The 21,099-nt window shown below is 63.6% G+C and carries 20 protein-coding genes; 12 read left to right on the top strand and 8 right to left on the bottom strand.

Features of this window, described 5'->3' with window-relative positions; all coding sequences use genetic code 11:
• Positions 1–399: 399 nt before the first annotated feature.
• Entirely contained in the window at positions 400–1,278 is an 879-nt protein-coding gene (locus LB545_RS07015) for a DMT family transporter (RefSeq protein ID WP_140516990.1), read from the bottom strand.
• A 295-nt stretch (positions 1,279–1,573) separates the two neighbouring features.
• Here LB545_RS07015 and LB545_RS07010 point away from each other — a divergent pair, with 295 nt between their 5' ends.
• Positions 1,574–1,966 (top strand): gamma-glutamylcyclotransferase family protein, encoded by a 393-nt coding sequence (locus LB545_RS07010; protein WP_246671754.1) that lies wholly within the window; start codon positions 1,574–1,576, stop codon positions 1,964–1,966.
• Positions 1,967–2,121: 155 nt separating this feature from the next.
• On the top strand, positions 2,122–2,643 hold the full coding sequence (locus tag LB545_RS07005) for a hypothetical protein (RefSeq protein WP_224704696.1): 522 nt from the start codon (positions 2,122–2,124) through the stop codon (positions 2,641–2,643).
• A 61-nt stretch (positions 2,644–2,704) separates the two neighbouring features.
• Here the strand turns inward: LB545_RS07005 and LB545_RS07000 are convergent, their stop codons facing one another.
• Complete coding sequence (locus LB545_RS07000; protein ID WP_140524888.1) at positions 2,705–3,682, bottom strand: zinc-binding alcohol dehydrogenase family protein; 978 nt, start codon at positions 3,680–3,682, stop codon at positions 2,705–2,707.
• Between the two features lie 97 nt (positions 3,683–3,779).
• Between LB545_RS07000 and LB545_RS06995 the strand changes: the two genes are divergently transcribed.
• Positions 3,780–4,181 carry a winged helix-turn-helix transcriptional regulator gene (locus LB545_RS06995; RefSeq protein WP_140495976.1) on the top strand — a complete coding sequence of 134 codons (402 nt, stop codon included), beginning with the start codon at positions 3,780–3,782 and terminating at the stop codon, positions 4,179–4,181.
• A 53-nt stretch (positions 4,182–4,234) separates the two neighbouring features.
• Here the strand turns inward: LB545_RS06995 and LB545_RS06990 are convergent, their stop codons facing one another.
• A complete protein-coding gene (locus tag LB545_RS06990; RefSeq protein WP_140495977.1) occupies positions 4,235–4,840 on the bottom strand; it encodes an NADPH-dependent FMN reductase in 606 nt (201 codons plus the stop codon).
• Positions 4,841–4,944: 104 nt separating this feature from the next.
• Here LB545_RS06990 and LB545_RS06985 point away from each other — a divergent pair, with 104 nt between their 5' ends.
• Positions 4,945–5,313, top strand: coding sequence for a winged helix-turn-helix transcriptional regulator (locus tag LB545_RS06985; protein WP_181165214.1), 369 nt, complete (start codon positions 4,945–4,947; stop codon positions 5,311–5,313).
• A gap of 94 nt (positions 5,314–5,407) precedes the next feature.
• On the opposite strand, the gene LB545_RS06980 is transcribed toward LB545_RS06985, so the two are convergent.
• Both LB545_RS06980 and LB545_RS06975 read right to left on the bottom strand, forming a co-directional pair.
• Positions 5,408–5,803, bottom strand: coding sequence for an acyl-CoA thioesterase (locus LB545_RS06980; RefSeq protein ID WP_140560632.1), 396 nt, complete (start codon positions 5,801–5,803; stop codon positions 5,408–5,410).
• A 128-nt stretch (positions 5,804–5,931) separates the two neighbouring features.
• Entirely contained in the window at positions 5,932–6,873 is a 942-nt protein-coding gene (locus LB545_RS06975; protein WP_140649732.1) for a phosphoribosylaminoimidazolesuccinocarboxamide synthase, read from the bottom strand.
• A gap of 206 nt (positions 6,874–7,079) precedes the next feature.
• Here LB545_RS06975 and LB545_RS06970 point away from each other — a divergent pair, with 206 nt between their 5' ends.
• From LB545_RS06970 to LB545_RS06960, 3 genes are read left to right on the top strand one after another with little or no spacing between them, the layout of a single operon-like run.
• Positions 7,080–8,696 (top strand): GMC family oxidoreductase, encoded by a 1,617-nt coding sequence (locus LB545_RS06970; RefSeq protein WP_140666111.1) that lies wholly within the window; start codon positions 7,080–7,082, stop codon positions 8,694–8,696.
• Positions 8,693–9,907 (top strand): mandelate racemase/muconate lactonizing enzyme family protein, encoded by a 1,215-nt coding sequence (locus tag LB545_RS06965; RefSeq protein WP_140495981.1) that lies wholly within the window; start codon positions 8,693–8,695, stop codon positions 9,905–9,907. Before LB545_RS06970 ends, LB545_RS06965 begins: the two co-directional genes overlap by 4 nt.
• A complete protein-coding gene (locus tag LB545_RS06960) occupies positions 9,904–10,821 on the top strand; it encodes an NAD(P)-dependent oxidoreductase (RefSeq protein ID WP_224704694.1) in 918 nt (305 codons plus the stop codon). Before LB545_RS06965 ends, LB545_RS06960 begins: the two co-directional genes overlap by 4 nt.
• Positions 10,822–10,911: 90 nt before the next feature.
• Here the strand turns inward: LB545_RS06960 and LB545_RS06955 are convergent, their stop codons facing one another.
• Entirely contained in the window at positions 10,912–11,850 is a 939-nt protein-coding gene (locus LB545_RS06955; protein ID WP_140556055.1) for a diacylglycerol/lipid kinase family protein, read from the bottom strand.
• An 814-nt stretch (positions 11,851–12,664) separates the two neighbouring features.
• Between LB545_RS06955 and LB545_RS06950 the strand changes: the two genes are divergently transcribed.
• The 3 genes from LB545_RS06950 (at position 12,665) to LB545_RS06940 (ending at position 15,147) form a co-directional block, all read left to right on the top strand.
• A complete protein-coding gene (locus LB545_RS06950) occupies positions 12,665–13,777 on the top strand; it encodes a hypothetical protein (protein ID WP_224684614.1) in 1,113 nt (370 codons plus the stop codon).
• 208 nt (positions 13,778–13,985) lie between these two features.
• Entirely contained in the window at positions 13,986–14,501 is a 516-nt protein-coding gene (locus tag LB545_RS06945; protein ID WP_140495985.1) for a hypothetical protein, read from the top strand.
• Positions 14,502–14,652: 151 nt separating this feature from the next.
• A complete protein-coding gene (locus LB545_RS06940; protein ID WP_140495986.1) occupies positions 14,653–15,147 on the top strand; it encodes a YegJ family protein in 495 nt (164 codons plus the stop codon).
• 16 nt (positions 15,148–15,163) lie between these two features.
• Here the strand turns inward: LB545_RS06940 and LB545_RS06935 are convergent, their stop codons facing one another.
• Positions 15,164–16,114: a hypothetical protein gene (locus tag LB545_RS06935; RefSeq protein WP_224704692.1), complete on the bottom strand. Its 951-nt coding sequence runs from the start codon at positions 16,112–16,114 to the stop codon at positions 15,164–15,166.
• Between the two features lie 182 nt (positions 16,115–16,296).
• Complete coding sequence (locus LB545_RS06930) at positions 16,297–17,325, bottom strand: CapA family protein (RefSeq protein ID WP_224704690.1); 1,029 nt, start codon at positions 17,323–17,325, stop codon at positions 16,297–16,299.
• Positions 17,326–17,468: 143 nt separating this feature from the next.
• On the opposite strand from LB545_RS06930, the gene LB545_RS06925 reads away from it, so the two are divergent.
• A complete protein-coding gene (locus LB545_RS06925) occupies positions 17,469–18,725 on the top strand; it encodes a hypothetical protein (protein WP_224704688.1) in 1,257 nt (418 codons plus the stop codon).
• A gap of 618 nt (positions 18,726–19,343) precedes the next feature.
• The gene (locus LB545_RS06920; RefSeq protein WP_140567039.1) at positions 19,344–21,002 is read left to right on the top strand and encodes a DUF2778 domain-containing protein; all 1,659 of its coding nucleotides are present in this window, start codon (positions 19,344–19,346) and stop codon (positions 21,000–21,002) included.
• Positions 21,003–21,099 lie beyond the last annotated feature (97 nt).

Here is a 21,099-nt window from a genome sequence, read left to right as displayed (position 1 = left end):
CCTTTCCTCGCGCCTGTTCAGGTCATTCGAAACGGCAACCGCTTACGGAGCAACGTTGCCATGCACGATGTCGTTCCAGGAGCTTGCCACACAGTTCAGCATTACATCGACTGTTGGGTGACATTTTTCGAAACGAAAGCACTAGAGGCCAAGAAATGGTCTATAAATCGTAATGAGGTCAGTAAAACTTTTAATAAAATTTTCGCTTATACCGAGAAAACGGCGATATACTTGCTGCCACGCCTGGCGTAGGTCACAAAAAAGCGATTCCGGCCTTCTGGCGGGCCGTAACATTGCCGCTCTGGAGCGATGGGCGAATTCGAGGGCTGGCGCATCGAGCGAGGGAACAGGCCTCGGGCCGGCGGCGCAGTGCCTGCTATTTGTCGCAGGGGAACACCGTCAAACCGCGGCTTCGATCGGTTCGGAAAGCTTCGGGTTCGAGCGCGAGGCGATCAGGCAGCTGGCCACGATGAGGCCCGCTCCCGCCAGCGTGGTCCAGGTCACCGCCTCGTCGAAGAAGAACCACCCAAGCGCGATCGCCCAGATAAAGGCGGAGTATTCGGTCGGGATCAGATATTGCGCTTCGGCGCGCGCGTAGGCCCAGCTCATCAGGAATTGGCCGGCGAGCGAAAGCGCCGTCACCCCGGCGAGAGGAAGCCAGAGCTCGCTTGGCAGCGCAATGGCAAGCCAGGGTGCCGCGAGACCGAGGATGACGGCAACGCAAAGGTTTTGGAACAGCATGATTTCGATCGGCTTGGCCAGCAGCGCCTGTTGCCGCGCAAGGATCAGATTGTAGGCGTAGAACACCGTCGATACCAGCACGGCGGCCGTGCCGAGCAGGGCATCCTCGGCATAGGTCGCATGCCCGAACTGCCCGGCTATTATGATTGCGACACCGGCAATGCCGGCCAGCGATGCCCAGATCGCCTGCCGTTGTATCCGTTCGCCCAACAACAGCGCGGCCAGCAGGAGCGCAAACAGCGGCGCCACGAAACTGAGGCCGATCGCCTCCGCCAGCGGCAGCCTGGCAAGCCCCCAGAAGAACGACAGCAAGACAATGCCGACAACAACGGCACGCAGCGCATGCAGCCTCAACACGGAAAGGGCGGGAAATGAACGCGACCCTGCCGACCAGCCGGCGCCCGCGACCACGGTCGCCAGCATGCTGCGCCATAGCACCGTGTTGTAGACGCCCACGGCAATGACCAGAACCTTCATCGCCGCATCCATCCCCGACAGAAGGAAGATGCCGAGCGCGCACACCAGCACCGGGATCATGGGGGAAACGACGCCTGCCAGGCTGGATGACTTCACGGGGCTTTGCTCATGTGATGGATCGCGGCCGGATATATCAGGGCAGAACGGCCGAGCCAGATGGCAGCTCCGCCCATATGGAGGGCCAACCCGTATCGGTCCGGCATCGCGCGAAAGCAACCTTCACAGCTCCACGCCTCAGCCCGGATACGATGCTGAATCCGCTGTCTTGCTCACTTCCGCTGCCCCGAACGCCGATGAAAACAGATGAACTCCCAAGCTTGACCGGCGTTCCCCGCGCATGATGCGGAAACTCTTCGTGTTTGGTACCTTGAAGAAAGGCTTTCCCCTTCACGGCGAGGGTTTGTCCGAAGCCGCATTTCTGGGCGCCTACAGGACGCGAGAGCGCTTCCCGATGCTGATCGCTGGACCTCGCTTCGCTCCGATGATGTTCAATGAACCAGGCGTCGGCTTCCAGGTCGGCGGCGAACTCTACGCCGTGGACGATCGCGCCTTGGCAAACCTCGACAGGATCGAATCCGTTGGCACGCCCGGAAATTTGCGCGTGCTGATCGAAGCAGAGCCTGTCGATGGCGGGCCGCCTGTCTCGGCATATGTCTACATGAAATCCCGGCATCTCGCCGCGCCGATCCACTCCCGATATCTCAAGGACTACAATGATCGGCGCTTCGCGCTTTCATGGGGTGGCTAGAACAACTCCAGGAAACGTGCATGGCGTTTGCCGCCTGGTTCGGCTTTTCTGCGACGCCAAGTGGTTTCACCTCGCCACTGATGCTCCGGCACGTTTTAGCGCCAAGGGATTTTGAGCTAAGGTGACGCATCACCGATGCGGCATAGAGCATTCTCATGACTGAACGTACCGGCGCCGGAGACAGCAACACGGCAGTCGCAAGCGATCCTGCCGACGACGATCCTCGCCTGGCATTTATCTATCAGGAGGCGGTGCGAGGCCTCAATCATCAGCAGAATCTCGTCGAGAACATGAACACGCGCGCGGGCAGCCTCATCTTCGCCACCGCGTTTGTAAACTCGTTGCTTGGCGCAAGGGCGCTTTCCGACGGGCTCGGGCTCTGGGATTGGATCGCAGTGGCCCTGCTGTTCGGCATCGGCGGACTGATCGTCTTCCTGCTTTGGCCCTATCACAAATACACGTTCCGCTTCGATCCGGAAGAGCTGCTCCATCAATATGTCGATGGCGACAGGCCGCTGAAGATATCGGCCATGCAGCGCGCGCTTGCCCTTCGCATCAAGGCCGACATGGCCAGCAACTGGCGCATCATCCAGCGGCTTCGGGTGACATTGCAGATCGCGCTGGTTCTTTTGTTGTTCGATATCCTGGCCTGGCTTTTCGCCGTCGCCGGCGTTTGACACGCACGATTTTGGGCCGAAGGCTATTTCCATCCCCAGCGGATTGCGCGGCAGCCCGACGCTAGGGTATCAGCACGACCTTGCCGATCGAGCGGTGCTCTTCGAGCAGGCGATGCGCCTCGCCGGCTTGGTCGAGCGGAAAGCGCCCGCCAGTCGTGACGACAATGTCGCCGCTGGCAGCCAGATCGAAAAGCTCCGAAAGGCTCGCTCTCAGCACCCCAGGGGACAACAGCGGGAGCAGCGCGAAGCCCTTCAACGACTGATTCCTGCCGATCATCGCCTCAAGCCGGGCAACGCCAAGCGCATAGCGGCCAAGTGCTGCAAACACGAGCTCGCCACCGGGCGCCAGGATATCGAGGAAGTCCCCGGTCATCGCTCCGCCGACGGTGTCATAGATCGTATCGAGACCACCCTGCGCGGCGTCTCTGGTTTCGGCCTCCCAGTCTCCGGAATGACGATCGATGGCGATGTCGGCACCGTGCGACATGGCGACGTCGAGCTTGGCCTTGCCGCCGGCGAGCCCAATGACCCGGCGCGCGCCTTGGCGCTTCGCCAACTGGACGAGCAGCGAACCGACCCCGCCCGCGGCGGCGGGAACCAAAACCGTCCTGTTCGCCGGCGGACTTTGCCGCAACAGATGAAAGGCGGTCAGCCCCTGCACCATCAACGCCGTCGCCTCCTCGGACGAAAGCGGAGCCGGTAGGGGAAGGCCCAAGCCTGCGTCGATCGTCACATACTCGGCATAGCCGCCAAAGGGGCGTGTCGAGGCAAACAAGGGCGCCGCGATCCGGGTCCCGATCAGCGCACCGTCCACCCCTTGCCCGACGGCCTCGACGACGCCCGCCGCCTCGACGCCGGGAACCATCGGCAATTGCGGCGTCACCGCATAACCATCCGCGCGCATCAGCACCTCGAAAAAGTTGATGCCGGCGGCATGAACGCGGATCAGCACCTCGCCGGCCTGCGGCTCCGGCGTCGGCAGGTCGACAGTCTCCAGCACCTCGGGGCCGCCGAAACGGCTGAATTGTGCGGCTTTCATGGCAAACTCCGATCGCTATGGCATCGGCCGCGGTTTGCCACTATCTGCGAGACCTCGACTACACACTCATTTGTCCCCTGCTGACCAGGTGGTGACCATGGCGGGAATAACCAAGAGACTGCCGATGCTGCCGGCGGAGCGCGCCCTGAAAGTGATCGCAGGGCGCTGGAAGGCGGTCATCCTCTACCATCTCTTCGACGGCCCAAGGCGGCTGACCGCACTCAAGGCGCTGATGCCGGGCATCACCCAGAAAGTGCTGATCCAGCAGCTCCGCGAAATGGAGGAGCACGGTCTCGTCAGCCGCGAAATCTTCGCCGAAGTTCCGTCGCGCGTCGAATATTCCGCCACGCCGCTCGGCCTCAGCCTCGAGCCCATCCTGCTGGCGCTGTGCCAATGGGGCCAGCACCACGCCGACGAACTGAACGAAAAGCATCGCCTTGCCGACTGCGTCATCCGGCCACGACCAGGGCGGGACGAGCAAGCAGCCTTTCGCAATTGAAAAGGGCGGCGCAAGCGCCGCCCCACATCCTTGGGAGGATGATTTCGAGGCGGTCAGGCCGCCTTGATTTCCTCGTCTATGGCGTCGGCCTGGCGCGCGGTCTTGAGCGCCTTGGCCCACCAGGCGACGTCGTTGACGAGCGCGGTCGCGGCCTGGTTCAGGTGCTCGATCTCCTCGAGCTTCTTCTCGCCCTGGCGCACCGCGAGGAAATCGCCCCAGGCGATATGGACGGCCGACTTGACCGGCGCCATCTGCAATTCGACCGCGTGGAGGCGCAGCTGCTCGACAGCGCGGGCACCGCCGACGCTGCCATAGCCGACGAAGCCGGCCGGCTTCTTGTTCCATTCATTGGCGGCGTAGTCGATGGCGTTCTTCAGCACGGCCGTCGGGCCGTGATTGTACTCGGCGGCGGTGAAGATGAAGCCGTCATATTCGGCGACCTTCTTCTGCCAGCGCTGCGCCACCTCGTTGGTCGATGGCACCCAGGCGGAGGATGCGACCTCGTCGAAGAAGGGCATCGGGAAATCGCGCAGGTCAACGACATCGACCTCGATATCGGCATGCGATTTGGCGATCTTGGCGATCCATTGGGTGGGCACGTCGGCGAAGCGCGCGGCGCGTGTCGAACCGACGATGATGGCGATCTTGGGTTTGGACATAGGGGCTCTCCTGGTAAGCAATTCCTGGGCAGGTAAGACTGGTATCGTTTGGATACCGGGGCTATATGAGTTCCTGTCAACTTCATGCGCAAGGAGGCACCTTTTTGTTACTGAGGAACCCGCACAACACCGAAGACTGCCGTGCCGTTTCGGAAATCCTGCAGCGCGTCGGCGACAAGTGGACCGTGCTCGTCGTCGGCAAGCTCGGCGACGGACCGCTGCGCTTCAATGAGCTGCGCGCGGCTGTCGGCGGCATCTCGCAGAAGATGCTGACCACCACCTTGCGAGGGCTGGAACGCGACGGTTTCGTCACCCGCACCGTGTTCCCGACCATTCCGCCGCGCGTCGACTACGAGCTGACCGAACTCGGCCATGAACTGCTGGTCCCCGTCAGCGCGCTCGGCGAATGGGCGCGCAGGAACACCACGCGCGTGCGGGCCGCGCGTGCGAAATTCGATGGCCTGCATGGCTGAAATTCTACAGTCGTTCAGCAATCATTGACTGATTGTCTTCGTGCCTGCACCGCCGCCGCAGGGCTGAAAGACAGTTTCACAGCGGTCCCAGGCTTTAGTTTTCGGCTGGAACGGCCTTCGGCTTGCCCTCGCCGTCCAGCGCCACCATGACGAAATCGGCGTGCGTGACCTTTTCCATCAGGTCGGAGAGATAGCGCTGCGCCCAGGCCTCGACCTTGAGCGTGATCGAGGTGCGTCCGACGCGCTCGACATGGGTGTAGATGCACAGCGTGTCGCCGATCTTCATCGGCTTGGCGAAGGACATCTCCTTGACCGCCGCCGTCACCACGCGGCCCTTGGCGCGCTCGGCGGCGCGGATGCCGCAGGCCAGGTCCATCTGCGCCATCACCCAGCCGCCGAAAATGTCGCCGGCGGCATTGGCGTCCGAAGGCATGGCCAGCGTGCGCAGCGTCAGATCGCCGATCGGCCGCCCGTCCGCGTAATGCACCATGCGAGTTATCCCCAGAGATTGACTGCCCTGATCCCGTATCGTCAAGGCGCCAACGCGTCAACGCGAGACGATCGCGATCCACGGCTCGGACCTTCATTTCGAGTCCCCCCGCAAGGGCTCGCGGCCTTCTAGAAATAGCGCTCGAGGTTCGCTCGAATGCGATCGAGAACAGTATGCCCGGAAACGTCGGGGACGAACGTCCTGCCGGTGATGGCCTCGTAAGCCTGCGCATAGACTTTGGAGGCCTGTTCGACGATCTCATCCGGGATTTCCGGAATAGGCTCCCTGTAGGGATCGCAGCGCGCCGTCACCCACGACCGGATGAAATCCTTGTCGAAACTTTCCGGCCGAGTGCCGTTCGCCAGGGCCTGTTCGTAACTCCCGGCGATCCAGTACCGGCTGCTGTCGGGCGTGTGGATTTCGTCGGCCAGGATGATCGTCCTGTTTTGGTCGATGCCGAATTCGTATTTCGTGTCGGCGAGGATCAGGCCGCGTTCGGCGGCACGCGCCTGGCCGCGGGCGAACAGGTTCAAGGCGTAATCCGAGACGGTGTCCCACTGCGCCTGGGTGAGCAGGCCCTGTTCGATGATCTCGGTCCTGGACAGCGGCTCGTCATGGCCGCCATGCGCGGCCTTGCTGGTCGGCGTGATGATCGGTTCGGCCAGCTTCTCATTGTCGCGCAGGCCGTCCGGCAGCCGCATGCCATATATGTCCCGTTCGCCGCGACGATAGCGGGTCAGGATCGAGGTGCTGGTGGTGCCCGCCAGATAGCCGCGCACGACGATCTCGACCGGCAGGATGTCGAGCCTGGTGCCGACGACGACATTCGGGTCGGGATATTCGAGAACATGGTTCGGGCAGATATCGGCGGTTTCCTCAAACCAGTGCCGCGCCGTCTGCGTCAGGACCTCGCCCTTGAACGGGATCGAGGTCAGGATGGTGTCGAAGGCGCTGAGGCGGTCTGTGGCGATGATGATGCGCCTCCCGTCCGGGAGGTCGTAATTCTCGCGGACCTTGCCCTTGTAGTGACCCGGCAGTTCGGGAATGAAAGCATCCGACAGGACACGCATGGGATCTCCTGCCTTGCGCAGATTGGCCGATGTCCTCGCATAAGCTGTCGACCCCATGCGTATCAAGCGGGATTGTTAAGGGTTCCCCGCAACTGGATCCGGCATCGCGGTCGCTTTTTTCACAACGCATGCCGGAAGGCCCAGCGACGCGGCAAGCCCGCCCCGTCTAGGCTGCGGCCAGATTTCCGGAGCCGGCCATACCCATCATGCAGACCTACGACTTCATCATCGTCGGCTCCGGCTCGGCCGGTTCGGTGCTCGCCGATAAATTGTCGGCCTCGGGCCGCTTTTCGGTGCTTGTGCTCGAAGCCGGCGGCAGCGACCGCCGCTTCTACGTGCAGATGCCGCTCGGCTACGGCAAGACCTTCTTCGATCCCACGGTCAACTGGAACTACAAGACCGAGCCGGATCCCGGTCTTGGCGGCAATGTCGACCACTGGCCGCGCGGCAAGTTGCTTGGCGGGTCCAGCTCGATCAACGCCATGGTGTGGATCCGCGGCGCGCGCGAGGATTTCGACGACTGGCGCGACGCGGGCAATCCCGGCTGGGGCTATGACGACCTGCTGCCGGCCTTCAAGGCGCTGGAGGACAATGAAGCCGGGGCCGATAGATGGCGTGGCAGAGGTGGCCCGCTGCACATCAGCGATACGTCTGATGCCGTCCACCCGCTGACGAAGCGCTACCTCGCCGCCGGCCAGCAGGCCGGACTGCCGTTCAACTCCGATTTCAATGGCGCTGCCCAGGAAGGCGTCGGCGTCTACCAGATCTCGACCCGCAACGGCCGCCGCATGTCGGCCGCGCGCGCCTTCCTGCGCCCGGCGATGAAGCGCGCAAACGTCCGTGTCGAGACCAACGCGCTGGCAAGCCGCATCCTTTTCGAAGGCAAGCGTGCGGTCGGCATCGAATATTTACAGAACGGCCAGACGAAGACGGCCCGCGCCGGCCGCGAAATTATCCTGTCGGCCGGCTCGATCAACTCGCCGCAGCTTCTGCATCTCTCCGGCATTGGTCCGGCGGCGCTGCTCAAGGGATTCGGCATCCCGGTCATTCACGCCAACGAGAATGTCGGCGCCAATCTGCAGGACCATGTCGGCATCAACTACACCTTCAAGGGCAGGTTGCCAACGCTGAACCAGATCCTGCGTCCTTGGTGGGGCAAGCTCATGGTCGGCATGCAGTACATCCTGACGCGTTCCGGCCCGCTGTCGCTGTCGATGAACCACGGCGGTGGCTTCTTCCGCACCGACCCGGCCTTTTCGCGCCCCAACATGCAGCTCTATTTCCAGGCGTTTTCGACCGTCATCCCGAAGAGTGGCGAGCGCCCGATCCTGACGCCGGACCCTTGGCCTGGCTTCTCCATCGGCTTGTCCAACTGCCGCCCGTCGAGCCGCGGCGAGATCATGATCCGCTCCAGCAATCCGTTGGACCATCCCAAGATCGTCGCCAACGCCTATTCGACCAATGCCGATGTCGAGGAGATGCTGGCGGCGGTGAAATTCGTGCGCAAGATCGCCTCGATGCCGGCTATGGCCGAGATCATCGCGGAGGAGGTTTTGCCAGGCCCATCAATCACTTCGGACGCCGACCTGATCACGGATTTCAGGAAACGCTCCGGCACCGTCTATCATCCGGTTTCGACCTGCCGCATGGGACCCGATCCCGCGCGCGCCGTGGTCGATCCGCGGCTCAAGGTACATGGGCTAGAAGGCTTGCGCGTGATCGACGCCTCGATCTTTCCCGACAACATAACCGGCAACACCAACGCCGCCTCGATCCTGACCGGATGGAAAGGCGCCGAACTGGTTCTGGAGGACCAAGAATGAAGATCACCGACGTCAAGACCTGGGTTGTCGGCAATCCGCCGCCCGGCATCGGCGGCAAGTATTTCATCTTCGTCAAGCTTACCACCGATGGCGGTGTGGTGGGTTACGGCGAGGCCTACAACGCCACCTTCTCCGCCCATGTCACGGCCAGGATGGTCGAGGACATGGCCGAGCGCTATCTCGTCGGCCGCGATCCGCACGACATCGAGAATTTCTTTCGCCGCGCCTATTCCTCCGGCTTCACGCAGCGGCCAGACGTGTCCGGCATGGGCTGCTTCTCGGCGCTGGAAATGGCCTGCTGGGACATTATTGGCAAGGAAGCGGACAAACCCGTCTACAAGCTGCTCGGCGGCCAGGTGCACGAGACGCTGCGCTCCTACACTTACCTCTATCCGCATACCGGCAGCGTCCATTCCGAGGACGCCCCGGACGGCAGGAATGTCTACAACGACCCCGAAATGGCGGCGGCCTGCGCGCTCGAATATGTCGAGCAGGGTTTCAATGCCGTCAAGCTCGACCCGGCCGGTCCCTACACCGCCTTTGACGGCCACCAGCCGCGCCTGCTCGACATCGACGTCTCGACCCGCATGATCAAGGCGATCCGCGAGGCGGTCGGCACGCGTGCCGACATATTGTTCGGCACGCACGGTCAGTTCACCGCCTCCGGCGCCCTGCGCCTGGCGCGCGCCATCGAGCCCTATGACCCCTTGTGGTTCGAGGAGCCGGTGCCACCCGACATGCCCGAAGTGATGGCACAAGTTGCCCGCGCGACCTCGATCCCGATCGCCACCGGCGAGCGCCTGACGACCAAGTTCGAATTCGCCCGCGTCATCGAGAACCGTGCCGCGACCATATTGCAGCCGGATCTTGGCCGCTCCGGCGGGATTCTGGAAACCAAGAAGATTGCCGCCATGGCCGAGGCCTACCACATCCAGATCGCGCCGCATTGCTATTGCGGACCGATCGTCGGCGCCGCCAACATCCAGCTGGCGGTGACGCTGCCCAACTTCCTGATCCTGGAATCGCTGAAGCAGTGGGACGGTTTCCACGCCACGTTGCTCAAGAAGAAGATCGAGTGGCAGGACGGCAACGTCATCCCGTCGAAGGAACCTGGCCTCGGCGTCGAACTCAACGAAGACGTCTGCGACGCCCATCCGTACACCGGCAAGGACCTGCATTTGCAGATGATGCAAACGCCGTTGATGCCGTGAGCGAACGCTACGCCTTCATCGGCCTTGGTCATCTCGGCGGCAAGCTAGCCGCCAGCCTGGTCCGAAATGGTTTTGCTGTCACCGTGTTCGACCGCGACCCGGCCGCTATCGAGCGCCTCGTGGCGCTCGGCGCTATCGCTGCCGGCAGCCCCGCCGAGGCGGCTGAGCGGGCGGGCAATGCCATCACCTGCCTGCCATCGCCGAGGGTCAGTGAGGCGGTACTCGCCGGTCCTGATGGACTGCTCAACGGCCTCCCCGCCGGCGGCACCTGGATTGAGATGTCGACCAATGGCCGCGACGAGATCGTGCGCCTCGCGGGCCTTGCCTCGGCCAGGGGAATCGAGACCTTGGAATGCCCGGTCACCGGTGGCGTGCATCTGGCGGCGGCCGGGAAAATCACCGCGCTGGTCGGTGGCGATGCCGATCTTTACGGGCGTCATCGCCCTGCCATCGATGCGATGTGCGCGAAGTCGTTCCTGATGGGCCCGATCGGCTCGGCGGCGGTGATCAAGGTCATCACCAACATGCTGGCCTTCATCCATCTCGTCGCCGCCGGTGAGGCGCTGATGCTGGCCAGGCAAGGCGGGCTCGACCTCGCCCAAGCCTATCACGCCATCGTTGCCTCCTCCGGCAACAGCTTCGTCCACGAAACCGAAAGCCAACTCATCCTGAACGGCTCCTACGACATCGGCTTCACCATGGACCTGGCGCTGAAGGACCTCGGCTTCGCGCTGGGCATGGGTCGGGATTTCGGTGTGCCGGTGGAACTGGCATCGCGCGTCAATGCGATTTTCGAGCAGGGCAAGGCGGCTTACGGCGGCGGCGCCTGGTCGACCCAGATCGTCAAATTGCTCGAGGACGCTGTCGGCGCCGACCTGCGCGCGCCCGGTTTTCCGTCCAAACTGGAAATCTGAATCCGGGAAACTTGAAGCGGTTTCAAAAGGTTGAGCGCTCATCTGGAATCAGGACCGGAGCGACCTGAATCAAAGCCGCAACGTCTTGATTCAATATCTGAGCGTCAGAGCGCCGGGCAGGATCTCGAAGGTCGCTGGTATGCGCCCGGGCGACTCGCCGTCGATGTCGACCAGCGCGCCGTTCTTTTCCACGTCGCCGAGCGGTTCGACAACCACTTTCTTGCCGCGCAGGATGGTGATGGCCGGATGGTTGCGATGCCTGCCGCCATAGAGCAGGCGGATATCCCAGATCAGCTTCAGCTTGCTGGCAGCCCGCAGGATGACGATGTCGAATTGGCCGTCGGTCAGTTCGGCGTCCGGCGCGATCATCATGCCGCCGCCGAAGAATTTGCCATTGGCTACCGCGACCAGCGCCATGCGCGCCTCGACCGGCGCGCCGTCATCGACTGAAATCGTTACATCCTGGAACCGGTAGCGGGCGAATTCGACCACGGTGCGGCACAGGAACAGCGTCTTGGCCGCAACGTTGCCCTTGCGCTTGTCGGCGTTGACGGCGCGATCGGTAGCGCCCGAGAGCCCCAGGCTCGCAATGTTGACGAAGTGCCGGCTGGCCAGCGCGCCATGGTCGTCGATATAGCAGATGCGCCCTGCATCGACCGCCCTGCCCTTCGCCTCGGCGATCCGCTTCAGCGTCGCGTCCACCTCCTTCGGCAGGCCGAGCCCGCGCGCGAAATCGATACCCGTGCCGCACGGCAGCAGACCGAGTTCGGACGCGCGGCCGTTTTCCTTGGACGCCTGCAACAGGCCGTCGGCCACCTCGCTGGCCGTGCCGTCGCCACCGGCCGCGATCACCAGGTCGAACCCGTTTGCCGCGAGGTCGAGCGCCAGCCTTTCGGCATCGCCTTCGGCCTGCGTTTCGCGCAGTTCGAAATCGCCGAAGTGATTTTTCAACGAGGCGGCGACCTCGGACCAGTGCCGTTTCAGCCAGCCGCCGCCGGCAATCGGATTGAGCACCACCCCGACCTTCAATGCGCATCCCTCCCCGCAAGGCGCCGGGCACGCACTGCCCGATCCTTTGCCGGCATTGAAGCCCGCGCCCGTGGGCGGAGCAATAGGCGCTCTCGGTTCGCGTGCCGAAAAAGCAGGGCAGGCTGTCTAAGGCCTTGGTGCCTGAAATTCCGAGGCTTCTGGCAATGGTCCCCGATAATCCCGCTATCCACAGGCCCGCGGGCATTCCCCAACACCCTTGGCCGGCGTAAGTTCAACCCATCTCAGGCGGCTACCAATCGCCCATCCGAAAGGCGAAAGTGAAAGGCGGATTTCCTGAGGCCCGTACGGCCCGAAGCGAGAGCAGGCTCGCCTGCTTCGAGGGACGGAAGCCGAGACCTACGGGGCCGCGGAAAGCGTGCCAACGCCGACGGCGGACCGATGCTGCCATGAAGGACGGCAAAAACCTTCGATGGCCGCAGGGCAAAGCCCGCAAGGGTGGAGACCGGCGTGGTCTGGAACGGGCGCGGCCTTCGGGCGGCGACTGGCAGGACCGTCAAAATCAAGGCCGGCTTGGTGCGACGACTTTAGGGGAGTTGCTGCCGTGACCGTGTCCTGGTCTAACAGGGAGGCGCTGGGAGAAATCCCGGCGCCGACTGTCTTTTTCCCTGCCGCTCAAGCGCCTTCCCGGCGAAGTTGCGGGCGCCGCTTCACCGCGCGCCAAAATCGGTTAGTATTGCCCTGTTAGAGTCCGTTTGCGTTTGCTGGCGGATTCGCTGAAGGGGGATACTTCATGACATCGATCCAGAAGCTTGCCGCCGCCACGGCCTGACCGGCCATGGTCCTGTTTCGCTTCATGAAGCGTATCATCAGGACGATCCTCTGGCTGATCGTCATCATTGTCCTGATCCCGATCGCCGGGCTGGCCTACGGTTTCCTGACGACGCCGTCGCTGGACAAGACACCGTTGCCGGGTATCGCCGAAGGTGCACCGCAGCCGGCGCTCGCCGCCAGGGTGCGCGCCGAAATCCCCGGCTACCAGCGACCTGAGGAATCGACCTTCCTCACCTACCCGGAATGGGCCATCGTCTATGCCGCGCGCGAATATGCCGGCTTCGTCGCCAAGGACCAGCCGAGCGGCTTTCCCTATTTCGCCTATGTCGGCCGCTTCTGGCAGGACTACGCCATGGTGATCCGCGCCAGCTCCGCCTACAAGTTCAACTACGCCAACCACCAGATGCCGGTCGTCATCGGCACCAGCCACACGATCGAGCATGCCGTGCAATGGGCTTATGAAAACACGGTCGGCCGCATCACCGAGGCGATTGCGGGCAGGCGCACGGCGACTGACATCTACCAGGGCAAGGTGGCGGCCGAATACGCCGCCTTCCTCGACCAGGGGCCGTGGTACCAGTTTCCCTATGCCGAGAAGCGCGCCGGGCTTTTCGCGGTCCAGCCGGCGCCGGGCGACAGCGCCGTGCGCTCCAGCGAACGAAAGCTTGCCTTCGGCCTCGCCGACACGATCAAGCAGTTCTATGCCAGCCTGATCAGGCAGGCACTCGCGGCAACGTCCGATCCGGCCTTGCTCGACATCCACGTCTGGGCCAAGGGACCGGTCGGCGAAGCGACGCGCAACGAAGCCGACACCTTGCTCGAACGCGACTACGGCCCCGACGGCACCGTTTTCGTCACCAAGCGCTACCAGATGTTCACCGACATGATTCCGCGCCTGATCGACAAGGGCGTCTCATTCGTCGAGATCGGCGGCAACGACGAGATCATGATCACCGTGCTCTCCACGGATTCGATCGCCGTCCCCGAAGGCATGCGCATCCTGTTCAGCTATCCGCTGCCGGCCGATCCATCGACACGCCGCACCGGCATGGTCGTAGCCGTACCCAGGCTGCATCTGGTATTGCCGGCGCTGATCAAGTCAGGCGCCAGGCTGGAGCACGTCTACGACTACTGAGGCCTTTCGGCCACGCTGCGCGGAGAACGGCCGTGTCGAGCGCCACGCCACGCTCATTTCACAATCGCGGCCAAATCCCGCCTTGTTCGCGCGCGATGGACTGTCGCATGTCGCCCAAAGCGTGCCCGCGGGCTCCGCTCAGGGACCGGTTTGGACAGCGACATGCACCTGAATGGGCTGCCGAGGGGCACATCGAGGGGACGAGACCGTGATCAAGACCGCCCTTGTCGCCATGACCATCGTCGGCTGCGACTGCGACGCCAAGCTTTGCGAATATATCGGCGAGACGCCCGCCAAGTGGTCGACCATCGCCGAGTGCGAAGCGGCGATGAAGAGCCAGATGCTGCACGAGCGCAATTTCAACTATCCGCTCGTCTCTGGCATCTGCCGCGCGAAAGGTTCCGCGTCCTCCTCGCAACTGGCCGCGACCGCTTCGCGCCCGGAGCTGAGGCCCGCCAGCCGCGCCGTTGAACCGACGCTGCCGCCCGAGCTGAGCCACAGGCCGACGGTCCCGGTCGGCTCGCCGACGACGGCGATGGAAGCGGCCGCCGCGCGGCCGGTCGCCTATGAACAGGTGGTCGATGGCGGCACCGGCGTGCTCTATCGTACGAAAAACGGCTATGCCGTCGTCAAGACCGATCTTGGCCGCGCTGTATCGGCGACCGCCGACATGGCCAAGCGGTCAGCCAACTGGCTGGCTGGCCTGGTGCCGAGCAAGCTGTAGGGACGAAACTTTCTTCACCGGCGTCACCATCCCGGTCTGTCATCAACGGTCGCCGCCACCTTGGACCTGAAGAGACAAGACTCGCGCAAAGGTTGCAAACCGGATGGGGATGCAGCATTGTGTCGACCGCAACGATGAAGGGGGCCCTTCCATGAAACCAGCGGTTCGAACTGCGGCAGCCTTGATGCTGGCGCTTGCTCCGGGATCGGTCGGCGCGCAAGGCGTGGATCCGGGTGACGACAAGGGGATCATCTTCGCTCCGGGCGATCCCGACATGGCGGCGGCGACCGCGCAGGCGCTCGCCGGCCTCGATGAATTCCTGGCACTGTCCGAAATGCCTCCCTCCGGCACAGGTAGGTTCAAGTTGAAGGTCAAGGTGCGGGATGGGCATGTCACCGAGCACTTCTGGGTCATACCGTTCCGCCGTGCCGGGACAGGGTTTGTCGGCATATTGGCCAATGAGCCGGAGGCAGTGCACAACGTCGTGCTCGGCCAGAACATAGAATTCACCAGGGACGACATTTCCGACTGGGGATATACGCGGGACGGCCATCAGGTCGGCAGCTTCACGATCTGCGTGATGTTCAAGCGAATGTCGAAAGAAGAGGCGGACAACATGCGCGAAAAGTACGGCTTCGATTGCTGACGGGAACGCCGGCTGATCAAGCCGCTTCGTCCCTGGCGCCGATCTTGCGCACCAGCGCTGCCGTCGCCAGCATCGCGCCCATATCCGATATCATCGGCGCGACATGGGTCTGGTAGTCCAGTGGCACCGAAATGGCGGGCAATTCGAAGAAATTCTTCGCCTGCGGCAGGAGCAGAAAACCGTCGCTGCCGTTGAGGGCCACGCGCGCCGATTCCTCCGGCCAGGTTTCGCCCAGCCATTTCAGCGCTTGCGCCAACCGGCCGCTCACCAATGGCTGCGCCGCCTCGGCATTGTCGGTGCGGAACTCATAGGCGGCATCGAGTTCCGGCACGCCGGATGACAGTTCCTGCATCTTGCTGGCGAACATGCCACGGAAGAAGCCGACGACGGCATTGGTCCGCCGCGTCGCCACCAGGATTCCCGGCAACGGTTCGATGGCTTCGAAGGCGACGATCACGCCTTTGAAAGCCGTCGATGAGCCCTTGCCTGTCCCTTCCCGCAGTTCCGCTTCGTAGAGCTCGAACGAAAACTCTTCGTAGCGGCCGGAAACGACATCGTCGAACGACTCCCGGTTGAACGGCCCGACCGCCTCGCGCGGCAGCCGGTCGAAGGAATTTGGCCGCCCGCCATGCGCGTAGCGCACGTCGCGGATGAAGCCGAAGATGATGGGCAGCAGTGTTTGGCGAAATGATTGCTGCAGCCGCGTCGCCGGCTTCATCGCCTGGAAATAAAGCAGGATCGAAGCTGCGAAACCGACGACATAGAGGAACACATGCGGCGTCGAGAACCATTGCTCGTTGGGATCGGCGACCTTGTTGAACAGCCAGGCGATCAGCACCACTGTCGCCAGCACCAAACCGACGAACAGCGGCACCCGCCAGCGTACCTGCCGCACCACGGAGGCCCGCGCCGCTTCATAAGCCTCGATGTTTTTCCGGATGCCGGCAACCACGGCGTCGCCAGGCATGAAATCCGCTGTTTCCACCGCCACCCCCGCTTGCCTGGACCGGTTCATGATAGCCGGTTTTGTCTGAAGTATCGACTGTCACGCCTCTTCAACAGATGCTTGCGCCGCCCCTCATTTCGCCAATCATCAGCGCTTGGAAAAGCGCCGACATGGCGATCTTGGCCGATGTCCACCACCTGTGGTTACGGAAAGACCGCGCTCAACCGCCTCTCCACCTTGTCACGCATGCGGCCCTCCAATCCCTCCACCGGCGCCAGCCGCTCATGATCCCCGGCGCGCAGCCGCACAAACGGATGCATTCGGTAGGAAACGACAGACCCCCGCGTTTCCGCATCGGCGCTGATATCGGCGACAAGGATCCCGCCAATGCGTCCCGGCCAAGGCTGGCGGACAAGGGCGGTGCCGAGGATATCGCCAAGTCCATAGGCGACGATCGTATTGCCGATCCGCTCCACCGGCTGCACGACATGGGCGTGGTGGCCGACGATCAGCCCGACGCCCTGCCCTGCCAGGCGCCTCGCCAGTCTCCGCGTTTCGGCGCGCGGAAAGTGGCGGAACTCCCAATCCCAATGCGGCACGGCGCAGAGGAGATCGAACCCGTCACCTCGTCGGCGGGCAATATCGCTTTCCATCGAAACGCGGCCGGCGAACAGGTCCTCGCCCGCATTGCGCCACAACGTGAAGGCGGCGAACCCGACAGTCAGCGGTCCGACTTCGACAGGCTGTACCGGGCCGTTGCCGGCGAGGCCAATAGTGCCGATACCGAGCCGCTTCAGCGCCGCCACGGTCTCATCGAAACCGGCGACGCCCTGGTCGAGCACATGGTTGTTGGCCAGCGACAGCACCAGTCTTTCACGCGAGATGCCGACTGCCGCCAACGCGTCGCCGAGAAAGCGCTCGCTCATCGCGTGATGGGTGCCGAGCCTGGTGCCGAGCACGGCGCTTGGCTTGTCCACGATCGGGCTTTCGCAATTGCCGATCACCAGGTCGGCCGCGCCAAGCAGCGTTTTGATCACCGGATCACAGTCGGGCGCGCTGCGGTTGGCCACCGCCGAAATGTCGCCGACGAAGGCGAGCCGCACCGTCCGTTTCGGCGCCCGATCCACCATCGTTCCGGCCACGGGCGCGAAGCCTTGCACACCACCGGACAGCGACGGTTTCAGGAATCGCGGCAGCCACGACAGTTTGTAGGAGAGCGGATAGTTCGACACGCGATGTCCAATCGTTTGCCCTGTGTAGACCGTCTGCCGGGCGCGTTGAAGCCAGCCAATGGCAATCATGCATCAGCGCCCGGCAGACGCGGCATTGCAAATGCGTGTATGATTGCCGGCACGACGCGCATGGGAGGGGGAAAATGACACCACTGGCAAGTCTGCTGGCATTGGCACTTGCTCTGGTTCTGCCGATGTCTTCGGCGCAGGCCGCCATGCCCGAAACCGCGGCCGCTCTGTTCGAGGCCCAAACCGTGGTCGCGCGCGACACGGCGCTCTCGACGCTGGAGGCAGCGGCATCCACCGACCCGGCATCCGCCTATGCCGCCGGCGCCGGCGAATTCTTTACCGCGCTGGAATTGCTGGCCAGCGGCCTGCACCGCCATGGCTTCGAGAGCCCGCGATCCTTCATGCTGCCGCTGATGCGGCTGCCTGTGCCGGAAAATCCGAACCCCGAACCGCTGACCTACGAACAGTTCCGCGCCATATTGGTCGCCTTCCGCAACCGGTTGGAAAAATCCGCCGCGACGCTGGGGTCGGTGCCGGCCGATGCCGGTATCGGCATTGTCATCGACCTCACCCAGGTCGGCATCGACCTCGACGAGGACGGCACGATCGCGCCGGATGAGAGCATGGCCGCCATCATGGCCTCGCTGTCGCGTGGCGGCGTGGCGCCCGACGATGCCGCGCCTGCGCTCACCTTCCGCTTCGACCGCGCCGACGGCTACTGGCTGCAGGGCTATGCCGAGTTCCTGATGGCGCAGGCCGATTTCTGGCTGGCACATGATTTCAGGAGCACGTTCGACGGTTCTTTCCATATGCTCTTCCCGCGCGCAAAACTGCCGTTGCAGGACATCCTCGTTCCGCCGGCTGGCGACATGGGCAGCAGCATCTTCTCCTCGGAATGGCGCATCGCCGATTTCATCTCGCTGGTGCATCTTGTCAACTGGCCGGTGGTCGAGCCCGAGCGGCGGCAGGCGGCGCGCCGTCACCTGCTGGAGATGATCCGGCTGTCGCGCGAGGACTGGAAGGCGATCCGCGCCGAGACCGACAATGACCGCGAATGGCTGCCGGGACCGCAACAGAAGGGCGAAAACCCGCTCACCGGCCTCGAAGTCGGAGAGCAGCAGGTCGCGGCCTGGCTCGCCACCTTGACCATGGCCGAGGACCTGCTCGAAGGCCGCGTGCTGCTGCCGCATTTCCGCATCACCGGCAAGGGCATCAACATGAAGCGCTTCTTCGACGAGCCGAAACCCTTCGACCTGGTGCTGTCGATCACCGGCCCGGCCATCGCGCCCTATCTCGAAAGCGGCAGGATCCTGACCAGCGACGATTTCGACCAGATCCAGAGCGAGTTCGGCGGCGGTGGCTTCCTGACGTTTGCGCTGTGGTTCAACTGAGGGCCCAAGAGGGCTGCGTTCCTGGGCGGTCAGCGCCAGCCCCCCACCCGGACCTGCGGTCCAACCTCCCCACAAGGGGGAGGTAGAAGCTCCATTGCAAACCCTAGAAAATCGCGCCTTGGTACAGCACCGCTTCCGCCTCCTCCGGCGCGAACCGCCGCGCCAACACGGTGGCCGATCAATGGTCGCCGCGAAACCGCGGTACGGGCCGGTTATCTGCGGCGGGCGGGTAGCAGTTTTGGGGCGACGCGCTGGGCCTTCTCGGGAGTACGGAATGACACGCGCCACCGTCGCGGCCCCGCTGAAACGGCCATTCGCTTCAATTAGCGAGAGCTGTTTTGCTTGACTCGGCCGTTAAAAGCAGGCAGCAAAATACTCTTGGAAGGGCTGCAATACCGCGTTCATGGTCGTGGACGAGCCTTTTTTGGCACAAAGTCCACGTCTCTCGGTTGGTTTTGAGAGGGATTGGTTAACCAACTTTGTCCATATTTTGAAGCAATCGGCAACCAAAGACAGGCGCGGCAAACGCGTCGGGGACCACCTGGGATCACTCACAGAATGGTCGTCGCGGCTATCACAGCCGCGGACGTGGGAGCCGATTGGAGCAAGATTGGTTGAATGGCGTTCTTGAGTAAGAAAATTGTCGGGGACAGGCGTTGGGACGGCGAAGCTGCCGACAACGCGTCACGTGCCTCATCCTTCAACTCTAAGCGGATCGTCCGCTGGGTCGCCGTGCCCGGCGTCAGCGCTGCCGTTGGCCTGTGGCTGGTCGGGACAATGGCTGGTCTGAGCTCAGTCGGCGCTTCGCTGTGGTCGACGTCGAGTGTCCTGCCGCAGAGGCTGGCCATGCCGGGCTCGCTCGCTCTTGCCGATCCGCTGAAACAGCATTTCCTGATGCCCGCTGCGCCATTCGCACTGGCCAACGCCGATGGCGGCACGCAGGCGCTGCAGAACCACGCCGTGCAATGCGGCTCCGGATGCTTCAGGCTGGCCGCGCTCGCTCCTCGGGCGGAAAAGTCGGCGCGCCTCGTGGCCGCGTCCACGGCACACCCTGTCCCGGTCGCCAAGACGACCTCGCAGGAGCGCTTCGAGCGCATGGAAGCATCTCTCTCGCCAAGCAAGCTCGCCGCCGCCTTCGCCAACGCGGCCAAGCCCGTGGCCACGGCCGGCGCACCCGCCCGTCCTATCATCTCGACCTCCGCTCCACAGGTCGCCGAGGCATCGCTGGTGCCGGGCGCCAAGCTCGTCGCCAGCCTGTCTGAAGACTTGCCGGCACCCGCGGCGGAGCGCTTCGCCCGGATCGACACCGGCTCGGTGGTTGTCCAGACAGCGCCGCAGCCGATGCATTTTGCCCAGCCGGATGCCGGCACGCCGGACAATTCGCAACTGGCCCTCGCGCTTGCCCGCTCGCTGCCTGTCGAGGACGAGGCATTCGCCTCGCCATTGCCGATGACGGACTCTTCGGCCGATGTCGCGGTTTCGCCTGTCGAAACCCAGCAGGAACAGCCGGGCGATGCCGCGGCCTTGCCCGACGCGCTCACCGATGACGTGCCGCTGCCGACCCGTCGGCCGCAATTCGACGCGCCGGAGCCGTTGAAGTCCGTGGAGCAGGAAAAGCCGACTCAACAGCCCAAGGTCGTGCAGCAGAAGCCGGCACCTCAGACAAAGCCGGTCCAGCAAGCCCAGCCGGCAAAGCCGATCCAGCAAGCCCAGCCGGCAAAGCCGGCCCGGCAGGGCCGGCCGGCGGATGGCGGCGACGCGTTGGCCTATGCAAAGCCAGACACGCCTTCGGGCGGCCTCGGCCAGGCGTTCAGGAACCTGTTCAACGCGCCGGGCGGCTCCAGGAGCGGAGCCGGCAGCGGTGTCGCCATCTATGACATCAGCGCCAAGACCGTCTACATGCCCGACGGTTCGAGGCTCGAAGCGCATTCGGGCATCGGCGCCATGGCGGACCAGCCGCGCTATGCCGATCAGAAGAACCGCGGACCGACACCGCCCAACACCTACAATCTGTCCTTGCGCGAGTCGCGCTTTCATGGTGTCGAGGCTTTGCGTCTGACACCCGTCGATGGCCGCAATAAATACAACCGCGACGGGCTGCTGGCCCACACCTACCTGCTTCGGGGCCGCTACGCACAGTCCAGTGGATGCGTCGCCTTCAAGGACTATGCGCGCTTCCTCGCCGCCTTCAAGAAGGGCAAAATCAAGCGCCTCGTCGTGGTGCCGCGCCTGAACGGATCGCCGACACGCGTGGCGGACAACGCACGCGGCGCCTGACCGCAATAGGCAGGCATCACCGGCACTTGCCTCCTCCTGACAGCCTTCTGTCAGGAGCTGCATCTGGAGATGCGCCTCGGCTGATCGCGCTCTTTCC

Source organism: Mesorhizobium sp. BR1-1-6, assembly GCF_020165355.1.
In the GTDB taxonomy this organism is placed as follows: Bacteria; Pseudomonadota; Alphaproteobacteria; order Rhizobiales; family Rhizobiaceae; genus Mesorhizobium.
Note: the sequence above shows the minus strand (reverse complement) of the source record. Positions and strands in the feature narration are given on the sequence as shown.